Genomic DNA, 11050 nt, shown 5'->3' with positions numbered 1-11050 from the left:
GGCACTTAAAGCTTTTCTATTTATGGAGGTGGTTTTTTGGGCGGGTTTCAGCGGTTTGTGAAAAGAGTGAGGGTGCTGATGGACAGCCGGTCATTTCAATTGCTGCTGTTTGCGGTATTAGGCGTGTTTTCCTATTTAATGATGTATACGAATGTTAAGCCCGAGAAAGTCCATATAGAGCTGTTTAAGCCAGCGGAGCAAACGATCCGGGCTACCAAGACGGTTGAGGATCCCGTGAAGACGAAGGAACAGGTAGAGGACAGCATTAAGCAGGTTTCAGATATATATACCCTGAAAAAGGAATATGCCCAAAATAAAGTGGATTTAATATCCTCAATATTTGATTCGGCTCTTGAGGTCCAAAAAGAAACCGCTCCTTCTCTAAGTGCGGATAAAGCGAATCCGGACGGCTCTAAAACATCTCCTGTAAAAACAGTCCAGGAAAAGGTTTTGCTTCTGAAGAGCAAGCTGACGGATGAAGTTAATAAGGACATACCGGATCAGGTGTTTGAAGCACTGGCTAATGCGGATGCCACTGAGCTTAATATTGCGAAGGACTCTGTAATAACTGCGGTCAACAAGGTTATGAACTCCAGGGTCACCGCTGCAGATGTGGAGATGGCGCGAAACAAGGCTGAACAGGAACTGCGATCGTCCAGTTTACATACCGATATGAGAGAAGCGGCCACTACGCTTGCACGCTCTGCGATCATTCAAAATGTTTTTTATGATAAAGATAAGACAGAGGAGCAAAGAAAAATTGCGCAGGAAAATGTGGATCCCGTCAGGATTCTGCAGGGACAGATCATCGTCGAAGAAGGCCAGCTGATAGACCGTGAAATATACAGGCAGCTGGAACTTGCCGGCTTTCTCAGCACGGACAAAACAATTCTGCCTTTTGTCGGACTGTTTTTATTTATCTTTTTGATTTTAAGCACTTTTTATTATTATGTGAAATCATCCAAAACCGAGGGAGAGCATAGAAATAATCAGCTGCTCATATTTAGCCTTGTTTATGTGCTGGCATTGTCTCTAATGAAAATCATCAGCCTGTTTACAGGCTTTAGATTTACGGATCTTGGCTACTTTTTTCCGGCAGCCATGTCCGCAATGCTTATTAAAACCCTCTTGAATGACCGCTTTGGAGTAGCCATTTCCATTATCATTGGTGCATATGGCACATTGATTTTTAATGGAGATTCCCCGGGGAATATGGACTTTGCAAAAGGGATGTACTTTTTATTCAGCGGGATTGCGGCAATCATCATCCTTTCAAGGAAAAACTTTAAGACAAAAATCCTTCAGGCAGGATTGCTGCTGGCGCTTGTGAATATTGTTTTGGTTTTTTCTCTTTTGTTCATAACGGACGGGCATTATACTAAGATGGAATATCTGTTTTATACCATTGCTGCCATCGTGTCGGGATTGGCATCCTCGGTATTGACAATAGGGCTCCTGCCGTTTTTTGAGCTGGGCTTTGGGTTTTTGTCATCCATGAAGCTGATTGAGCTTTCAAATCCAAATCATCCTCTGCTGCGGAAGATCCTTACCGAGGCACCGGGAACCTATCATCATAGTGTAATGGTGGCAAACTTGGCTGAGGGAGCGTGTGAGGCAATCGGGGCAAATGGTCTCCTTGCCAGAGTTGGCTGCTATTATCATGATATCGGCAAAACGAAACGGCCGCAGTTTTTTATTGAAAACCAGATGAATATCAAAAATCCTCATGACCGGCTGCCGCCGGCAACGAGCAAAAATATTATCATCGCTCATGCCGTTGATGGAGCGGAAATGCTGTCAGCACACAAGTTTCCGCCTGAAATTGTCGATATTGCCGCACAGCATCACGGGACAAGCCTGCTGAAATTTTTCTATTACAAGGCAATGAAGGAGGATGAAGGGACCGTAGAGGCTGAGTACCGATATCCCGGCCCAAAAGCCCAATCAAAAGAAGCGGCTGTTATCGGAATTGCAGACAGCGTGGAGGCAGCTGTTCGGTCCATGAACCATCCTACACCAGAAAAGATAGAAGAGCTTGTTATCCATATTATCGACGACCGGATACATGACCATCAATTTGATGAGTGCGATATTACTATGAAAGAATTAAAGATTGTGCAGCACTCATTATGCGAGACACTGAACGGGATCTTTCATTCAAGGATTGAGTACCCTGAACTGCAAAATTTACAAAGAAGGTGACAATATGAATTTAGAAATAGATTTTTTGGACGAAACCGGACAATTGGACGAAAAGTCAATCGAATTGGTTGAGAAGGTGCTGCAATTTGCAGCAGTAAAGGAAGAGATAGAAAAAGGAAGCGAGCTTTCCGTTACATTCGTGGACAATGAAAGAATCCATGAAATTAATAAAGAATACCGGCATAAAGACTCGGCTACAGATGTAATATCGTTTGCCCTTGAAGAAATGGGCGAGGATGAAGTCGAAATTATCGGGGGAGAAATGCCGAGAGTGCTGGGGGATATTATTATCTCCATTGACAGGACAAGGGAACAGGCGGAAGAATACGGCCACACCTTTGAACGTGAACTTGGATTTCTGGCATTGCATGGATTTCTTCATTTGCTAGGCTATGATCATATGAACGAGGAAGATGAAAAACAGATGTTCACAAAACAAAGGGAAATATTAGATGCGTATGGCCTTTCCAGGGAAGCGTAAAAAAAGACAGCCATTTTATAAAAGTTTTCTTTTTGCTTTTGAGGGAATATGGGCTGCTTTAAAGTCTGAACGAAATATGAGAATTCATTTTGCAGCAGCGGCTGCAGTGTTATGCCTGGGCTGGTATGTTGCGCTTTCGAAGCTGGAATGGATGCTGATTTTGATCTGTATTTTTGGCGTCATTTCATTGGAATTGGTGAATTCTGCAATTGAACGGGTTGTGGATCTTGCCACAAGCGAGACCCATCCGCTTGCCAAGCAGGCAAAGGATTTTGCAGCCGGCGCAGTACTGGTGTTTGCCATCTTTTCAGTCATTATCGGGTTGATCGTTTTTTTGCCAAAGCTTGTGGAATGGTGAGGAAAAAGGTTAAGATAACGGAAGTGTTACACTTATGTAACACTATTTCCAAGACAAGGGCAGATAGGCTAAAATAAGGATATAAAACGTTGATAATTGACATTCTATTATTTTTATAAAAGACGAGCGAAATTATATCGGGGCCATGCCTGAAAGGAAGATGAAAATGGAACTGGGAATGTTAATGGAAGAGGCGAAGAAAGCAAGGGAACGAGCTTATGTGCCTTACTCTAAATTTGCAGTGGGAGCTGCCCTTCTTACAGAAAGCGGCAAGGTATATCATGGCTGCAATATCGAAAATGCTGCATACAGCATGTGCAATTGTGCAGAGCGCACAGCAATTTTTAAGGCGCTGTCTGAAGGGGACAGGGATTATAGGGTACTGGCGGTAGCGGCAGACACCAAAAGGCCTGTGCCCCCATGCGGAGCATGCAGGCAGGTCATATCAGAGCTGTGCCCGAGAGAAATGAAAGTGATCTTAACCAACCTGAATGGGGATATTCAAGAATTAACAGTAGAGGAATTGCTGCCAGGAGCATTTTCACCGGAGGATTTGAATGAATAACTTAATTGATGATACACAGGCAAAAGGCTACAAATCAGGTTTTATATCCATCATTGGACGTCCGAATGTAGGGAAAAGCACGTTTTTGAACAGGGTAATCGGCCAGAAAATCGCCATTATGAGCGACAAGCCGCAAACAACAAGAAATAAAGTGCAGGGAGTGCTTACCCAGCAGGATGCCCAGATGATTTTTATTGACACGCCGGGAATCCATAAGCCAAAGCATAAGCTTGGCGACTTTATGATGAAGGTTGCTACAAACACGCTGAAGGAAGTCGACTTAATTCTTTTCATGATCAATGCAGAAGAGGGCCTTGGACGCGGTGATGAGTTCATCATTGAAAAGCTGAAAACGGTAAAAACACCCGTTTTTCTTGTGATTAACAAAATTGATCAGGTGCACCCGGATGAACTGTTTCCGCTGATTGAAAAATACCAGGCGCTATATCCTTTTGAATCGGTGGTTCCTATTTCAGCACTTGAAGGGAATAATGTGGAGACGCTTCTGGATCAGATCAAAAAGCATCTTCCGGAAGGACCGCAATTTTACCCGGCCGACCAGGTCACAGACCATCCTGAACGCTTTATCATTTCAGAGCTGATCCGTGAAAAGGTCCTTCATTTGACACGTGAGGAAATTCCGCATTCCGTGGCTGTAGTCATTGATTCCATTAAGAAGATGGAAGGCAGTGAAACGATTAATGTTATGGCCACTATCGTTGTTGAGCGGGATTCGCAAAAGGGCATCGTCATCGGCAAACAGGGGAAAATGCTGAAAGAAGTCGGAAGCCGGGCAAGAGTAGATATTGAAAATCTGCTGGGATCCAAGGTTTTCCTTGAGCTGTGGGTTAAGGTCCAAAAGGATTGGCGCAACAAAATGTCCCAGCTTAGAGACTATGGCTTCAATGAAGAGGAGTATTAAAAATTAGCAATTTTTACGTCACATGAAAATGTGCATTAAGGCCAAGATAATCTTATAGGGCAAAATATTAAAATGCTAGTACACGAAAGGTGGGCTTTATTATGTTGGATTTTACCTGGAAGGTTTTCTCTCAGACAGGTAATGTTGACACCTATCTTCTTTTTAAAGAAATAGAGGTGGAAAGACAGGAAAGACCCGAAAGTACAGATGCAGAACTAGCAGATGCTGATTTTCCTATATTCTAGATTTTTCTTGCCATATGAATGGGATGGTGACTTGTCTTGCTTAAGAAGTGTGAAGGCATTGTCATACGCCGGATGGATTATGGAGAAAGCAATAAAATAATTACCTTATATACACGTGAATTAGGGAAAATCGGAGTAATGGCAAGGGGAGCCCATAAATCAACAAGCAGGCTCTCCTCTGTCACCCAGTTATTTTACTACGGTTATTTTCTCGTCCAGACATCAAGCGGGCTGGGAAGCCTTCAGCAGGGGGAAACGATTGATTCGATGAGGTCGATCAGGGAAGACTTGTTTTCAACTGCATATGCCTCATATATCGTCGAGCTGCTTGATAAAAGCACAGACGATAAAAACCCGAATCCCTTTTTGTTTGAATTGCTCTACCAAACCCTTCATTACATAAACGAAGGCTATGATGCCGAGGTCCTCAAGTTCATTTTTGAAATGAAAATGCTTCCGGTCAATGGATTGAATCCGACCCTTAACCAGTGTGCAATATGCGGTGAAACCGAAGGGGAATTTTCTTTCTCCATTCGGGAAGGCGGTTTTATCTGCCACCGGTGCCTGGATAAAGACCCTTATCATATTAAAATTTCACAGCAAGCCCTAAAATTGCTGAGACTGTTTTATTATTTTGATTTATCCAGGCTCGGTAATATATCGGTTAAGCCTGAAACAAAAAAAGAGCTTGAAAAAGTCATAGATGCCTATTATGAAGAATACTCAGGCATCCACCTTAAATCCAAAAGGTTTTTAAAACAAATGGACAACATGAAAGACATGTTTTAAAAATTGAACCCTGCAGTTGACAATGGCTCATACATTCGTTAAAATTTTCAGTATTGATAGTTAAGCTGCGTTGATGGAAAGTAGTACCTGATTCCCTCCATAATAGCGAACCCGGGACCGTGCAAGCCGGGGTATGGATAATCAGCGAAGGCATTCCGGAGCATTACGTGCTGCATATTGCAGAAAAGAGGCCGTGACTTCACGGCAAATAGGGTGGAACCGCGGGTAACTCTCGTCCCTATGCTTACAAGGCATAGTGGCGGGAGTTTTTTGTGTTTTCTGCCATTTGCCTTAAGAAGTGCAAATAATTTGGAGGTGCATGATGAATATTCAAAACATGATTTTAACTTTGCAAAAGCATTGGTCTGAACAAGGATGCATCCTGATGCAGGCATACGATGTTGAAAAAGGGGCAGGCACAATGAGTCCGTATACGTTTCTGCGTGCAATTGGGCCGGAACCATGGAGTGTAGCTTATGTAGAGCCTTCCAGGCGCCCTGCTGACGGACGTTACGGGGAAAATCCGAACCGCTTGTATCAGCATCACCAGTTCCAGGTGATCATGAAGCCGTCGCCTGACAACATTCAGGAGCTATATTTGGATTCCCTGCGTGCCCTTGGGATTGATCCGCTTAAACATGACATCCGTTTTGTTGAAGATAACTGGGAAAATCCTTCCCTGGGCTGTGCGGGCCTTGGCTGGGAAGTTTGGCTTGATGGAATGGAAATCACCCAATTCACTTATTTCCAGCAGGTAGGCGGCCTTGAATGCAAGCCTGTATCTGTGGAAATCACATACGGAATCGAACGCCTTGCTTCGTACATTCAGGATAAGGAAAATGTATTTGAACTTGAATGGACGGATGGATTCACTGTCCGCGATATATACGGACAGCCTGAATATGAGCATTCGAAATATACGTTTGAAACCTCTGATTTAGATATGCTTTTCAAGCTTTTTAATATGTATGAAAAAGAAGCAGACCGCCAAATGGAAGAAGGACTTGTGCACCCTGCTTATGATTATGTGCTGAAATGCTCTCATGTTTTCAATCTGCTTGATGCCAAGGGTGCGATTTCGGTTACAGAGAGAACTGGCTATATCGCACGCTGCCGGAATTTAGCAAGGAAAATCGCAAGAACATTTTATGATGAGCGGGAAAAGCTCGGCTTCCCGATTTTAAAGCAGAAAGGAGAGGTTCTTTAATGAACAAGCGCGATTTATTGCTTGAAATTGGCCTAGAAGAGATGCCTGCCCGTTTTGTCACATCCTCGATGGAACAGCTGGAAGAAAAAGTGAAATCATGGCTTGGCGAAAAAGCGATTGATTTTGGCGAAGCAACCATGTACTCCACACCCCGGAGACTGGCACTTTTAATTAGAGATGTTGCGGAATCCCAGCACGATAAAGAAGAAGAAGCGAAGGGTCCTGCAAAAAAGATCGCATTGGATGAAAACGGCAATTGGTCCAAAGCGGCAGCCGGTTTTACAAGAGGACAAGGTGTTACTGTTGATGATATTTACTTTAAAGAGATTAATGGCATTGAATATGTGCACATTAATAAATTCACAAAAGGCAAGGCAACCTTTGAGCTGCTTCATGAACTTAAAGACATTATCTCTGGAATGACTTTCCCGAAAAACATGCGCTGGGCTAACCAGGATCTTCGTTTTGTCCGTCCAATTAAATGGATTGCTGCATTGTTCGGAGAAGAAATCATTCCGTTTGCTATAGCAGATGCAGAAGCAGGCCGCACGACACGGGGCCATCGCTTTTTGGGAGAAGATATCACGATTGATTCTCCGTCCGGCTATGCAGAATCTCTGAAAGAACAATTTGTTCTGGCAGAACCGGAACTTCGTAAAAATACGATCCGCAATCAGATTGCAAAGCTCGAAGAAAAACAAAATTGGGTGATTCCGGTTGATGAGGAATTGCTTGAAGAAGTAAATAACCTTGTCGAGTTTCCTACGGTTTTATTTGGCCATTTTGAAGAAGAGTTTCTTGAACTGCCCGCTGAGGTCCTAATTACCTCGATGAAAGAGCATCAGCGCTATTTTCCGGTTAAAAGCAAGGACGGCAATCTGCTGCCTTACTTTGTTACCGTAAGGAACGGAAATGATCAGCACCTTGACACGGTTGCACGAGGCAATGAGAAGGTTCTTCGCGCACGATTATCGGATGCAAACTTCTTCTACAAGGAAGACCAGAAAAAAGAGATTTCCGATTTGCTCAAAAAGCTGGATTCTATAGTCTATCATGAAGAAATTGGAACACTTGCTGAAAAAACTGCACGTGTGGCGGCACTGACTGGAGAGTTGGCTGATGCTTTGAAACTTGGCGATCAAAAGACATCTGCTTTGCGTGCGGCTGAGATTGCGAAATTCGATCTTGTGACACATATGGTTTATGAATTTCCGGAGCTTCAAGGGTATATGGGAGAAAAGTATGCCCTGATCAAAGGAGAAAAAAGCGAAGTTGCACAAGCGATCAACGAACATTATATGCCGAGGCATGCAGATGACAATGTTCCATCATCCAGCATCGGAGCAGTGCTGAGCGTTGCTGAAAAAATGGACACAATCGTATCCTTCTTTGCCATTGGAGTTATTCCGACAGGCTCCCAGGATCCTTATGCCCTAAGAAGGCAGGCGAGCGGAATCGTTCAGATCCTGCTCGAAAAGAAGTGGGACCTGACAGCAGAGCAAATTATGGATCTTGCTTTGGCTTCTATTGAAGGAAAAGGCATTCTAAAGCGCGAAGCTTCTGAGGTCAAGAGTGACTTATTGACTTTCTTCAAAGCCCGCGTCAAACATTTGTTGAATGAAAAAGGCATCCGCTATGATTTGATTGATGCTTTACTGTTCGATAAAATCGGCAGGATTTCATCTATTGCAGAACGTGCTGAGGCACTGGAAAGCAAAAACGGCGAGGAAAGCTTTAAAGAAGGTTTGGAAGCGCTGAGCCGTGTTATGAATATTGCGGTTAAATGCGAACAGCAAGTGCCTGTAGATCCTTCTTTGTTTGAAAATGAACAAGAAAAAGCTTTATATGAAAAATACGAGTCTGTGTCTGCTGAATATGCAGCGGCATCAGATGAAACGGTCCGCATTGATTTGCTATTGTCATTAAGACCGGAAATTGAACAATACTTTGACAATACAATGGTCATGGCTGATCAAGCAGACTTGAGGAATAACCGATTGTCACTTATGAAAGAAATCAGCAGCACCATTTCACAATTTGCGGCCATGAATAAAATTATTGCCGGATGATATAAGGCTTTTGATAAACGGACGCCTCGCAGAGCATTAAGGGCAAGGCGTCCGTTTATTTTTGTATGGTTTCGGTCTGAGTATGAAGAGAAGCCCTTTTCATTTAAAATATATAGTATATAATAATTACATATAGTATAACCTATTACTTTTCTCTGCTATGCAGGGGGGCGGTGAATATGATCGAGCTGAACAAGCGCCAGGAGCGCATTTTACAAATCGTTAAAGACAATGGACCCATCACGGGGGAACATATTGCAGAACAGCTGAACTTAACCAGGGCTACACTAAGACCGGATCTGGCTATTTTGACGATGTCCGGATTTTTGGATGCACGTCCCCGTGTCGGATATTTTTACACAGGAAAATCAGGGAGCCAGCTTTTGACGGATAGTCTGAACAGCCTAATTATTAAAGATTATCAGTCCATTCCTGTCGTTGTGACAGAAAGCATATCTGTTTACGATGCAATCGTCACGATGTTTCTTGAAGATGTCGGTACGCTATTTGTGGTAGATAAAAACTCCCTTCTTGTCGGGGTTTTGTCGCGCAAGGATTTACTTCGGGCAAGCATAGGGAAACAGGAGCTCTCTTCTGTGCCTGTTAATGTCATCATGACAAGGATGCCCAATATTACAATGTGCACGAAAGAGGATCTTTTAATGGATGTTGCCAAAAAATTAATCGAAAAGCAAATTGATGCTTTGCCGGTTGTCAGAGAAACGGATAATGGGTTTGAAGTAACCGGAAGAATTACCAAAACGAATATTACCAAAGCTTTCTTGTCATTGGCTGATAGCAGCTACTAAGGGGGCTTATCTGGGGGAATGGGAGATCCTATGAAGGGTTCTATGATTTATGTTGTATCTGATTCAGTAGGGGAAACAGCGGAATTAGTAACCAAAGCGGCGGCAAGCCAATTTATAGCAGCAACTTTCACTATCAAAAGGATTCCCTATGTAGATGATGTGCAAAATATTGAAGATGTCATCTCGCTGGCCAAAATGAATAATGCAATCATTGCTTTTACGCTTGTTAAACCGAATATCAGGGAATATATGATTAATCGTGCGAGAAAAGAAAATATCCTTTACTATGACATTCTCGGTCCGCTTCTTAGTATTTTGCAGAAAAAAGCAGAATCTACGCCGTTTAATGAACCCGGCATGGTCCGAAGGCTTGATGATGATTATTTCAAAAGGGTTGAAGCCATTGAATTTGCAGTGAAATACGATGACGGACGCGATCCAAGAGGCATATTGAGGGCTGACATTGTACTTGTCGGCGTTTCACGGACATCCAAGACCCCGCTTTCACAGTATCTGGCCCATAAAAGATACAGAGTAGCCAATGTGCCGCTTGTGCCTGAGGTGGACCCTCCGGAAGAGCTGTTCCTTGTTCCGCCGGAAAAATGCATTGGGCTGAAAATCAGTCCCGAGAAACTGAATTTCATCCGCAGGGAGCGGTTAAAATCACTTGGCCTCAATGATCATGCCATTTATGCCAACATGGAAAGAATTAAAGAGGAATTGATTTACTTTGATGAAGTTATGGACCGGCTGAAATGCCCAATCATTGATGTGACGAATAAAGCTGTCGAAGAAATGGCCAATACAATTATTAATATCCTACAAAACCGCAGCATATAATGGAGTTGACTGCAGAGCAAAAGGTATAGCGGATGAACACGGTATTCCGGATACATAACAGATATAAAAATCACATAAAAAATCATGATACTTGGAATTTCCAGATGGAAAATGGAGTTCCAGAATGCGAGCCCGTTCCCGTATGTGCGGCTCCTTTTCTTTTTGTGCATTTTTCTGCACCGCATATAGCGCTTTTAGTGTAATCCAGCTCCAGCGCCTAGCCTCTCGAGGTCATAAGCCACGCAAGAAGAGAAGGCAAAGAGCGCCTTCTATTCTTGCGCGTCTTATGCTGGTCGAGGGCCCCCAGGATGGGGGTCACAAAGACGTTGCCGCAGGACGCGGCGTTCTTAGTCTTTGATCTTTTGACCAGGCGCTTGCGCTTTTTATGTAATCCAGCTCCAGCGCCTAGCTTGCTGAGGCCTGCAGGATGCAGGTCATGAAGGCGTTTCTGCAGGATGCAGAGGATTTAGCCTTCGGTCCTTCAAAGATGTTTTGGCCTCAGAAGTCAAAGAACGCCTTCCAAGTCCAAAACCCTATTTGCTTAGGCCCCCAGGATGGGGGTC

General features: G+C 43.5%; 11 protein-coding genes. All 11 read left to right on the top strand.

Annotation, left to right across the window (positions count from 1 at the left end):
• Nucleotides 1-36 precede the first annotated feature (36 nt).
• The 11 genes from BIV59_RS03780 to BIV59_RS03730 all read left to right on the top strand — a co-directional run bounded on the left by BIV59_RS03780 (nucleotide 37) and on the right by BIV59_RS03730 (nucleotide 10487).
• The gene (locus tag BIV59_RS03780; RefSeq protein ID WP_139194298.1) at nucleotides 37-2202 is read left to right on the top strand and encodes an HD family phosphohydrolase; all 2166 of its coding nucleotides are present in this window, start codon (nucleotides 37-39) and stop codon (nucleotides 2200-2202) included.
• Between the two features lie 4 nt (nucleotides 2203-2206).
• The gene (gene ybeY / locus BIV59_RS03775; protein WP_071350117.1) at nucleotides 2207-2683 is read left to right on the top strand and encodes an rRNA maturation RNase YbeY; all 477 of its coding nucleotides are present in this window, start codon (nucleotides 2207-2209) and stop codon (nucleotides 2681-2683) included.
• Nucleotides 2655-3041, top strand: coding sequence for a diacylglycerol kinase family protein (locus tag BIV59_RS03770; RefSeq protein ID WP_481747413.1), 387 nt, complete (start codon nucleotides 2655-2657; stop codon nucleotides 3039-3041). Before ybeY ends, BIV59_RS03770 begins: the two co-directional genes overlap by 29 nt.
• 166 nt (nucleotides 3042-3207) lie before the next feature.
• The gene (locus BIV59_RS03765; protein WP_071350116.1) at nucleotides 3208-3606 is read left to right on the top strand and encodes a cytidine deaminase; all 399 of its coding nucleotides are present in this window, start codon (nucleotides 3208-3210) and stop codon (nucleotides 3604-3606) included.
• Complete coding sequence (gene era / locus BIV59_RS03760; RefSeq protein ID WP_071350115.1) at nucleotides 3599-4528, top strand: GTPase Era; 930 nt, start codon at nucleotides 3599-3601, stop codon at nucleotides 4526-4528. Before BIV59_RS03765 ends, era begins: the two co-directional genes overlap by 8 nt.
• Nucleotides 4529-4629: 101 nt before the next feature.
• Nucleotides 4630-4773 carry a YqzL family protein gene (locus BIV59_RS03755; RefSeq protein ID WP_071350114.1) on the top strand — a complete coding sequence of 48 codons (144 nt, stop codon included), beginning with the start codon at nucleotides 4630-4632 and terminating at the stop codon, nucleotides 4771-4773.
• Between the two features lie 36 nt (nucleotides 4774-4809).
• The gene (gene recO / locus BIV59_RS03750) at nucleotides 4810-5562 is read left to right on the top strand and encodes a DNA repair protein RecO (protein ID WP_071350113.1); all 753 of its coding nucleotides are present in this window, start codon (nucleotides 4810-4812) and stop codon (nucleotides 5560-5562) included.
• 322 nt (nucleotides 5563-5884) lie between these two features.
• A complete protein-coding gene (gene glyQ / locus BIV59_RS03745; protein WP_071350112.1) occupies nucleotides 5885-6769 on the top strand; it encodes a glycine--tRNA ligase subunit alpha in 885 nt (294 codons plus the stop codon).
• Nucleotides 6769-8838: a glycine--tRNA ligase subunit beta gene (gene glyS / locus BIV59_RS03740; RefSeq protein WP_071350111.1), complete on the top strand. Its 2070-nt coding sequence runs from the start codon at nucleotides 6769-6771 to the stop codon at nucleotides 8836-8838. Before glyQ ends, glyS begins: the two co-directional genes overlap by 1 nt.
• 173 nt (nucleotides 8839-9011) lie before the next feature.
• Complete coding sequence (gene ccpN, locus BIV59_RS03735) at nucleotides 9012-9647, top strand: transcriptional regulator CcpN (protein ID WP_071350110.1); 636 nt, start codon at nucleotides 9012-9014, stop codon at nucleotides 9645-9647.
• 30 nt (nucleotides 9648-9677) lie between these two features.
• On the top strand, nucleotides 9678-10487 hold the full coding sequence (locus BIV59_RS03730; RefSeq protein WP_071350118.1) for a pyruvate, water dikinase regulatory protein: 810 nt from the start codon (nucleotides 9678-9680) through the stop codon (nucleotides 10485-10487).
• Nucleotides 10488-11050 lie beyond the last annotated feature (563 nt).

Source organism: Bacillus sp. MUM 13 (assembly GCF_001866725.1).
Lineage (GTDB): Bacteria > Bacillota > Bacilli > Bacillales > DSM-1321 > Peribacillus.
This window is presented reverse-complemented; position numbering and strand designations above follow the sequence as displayed.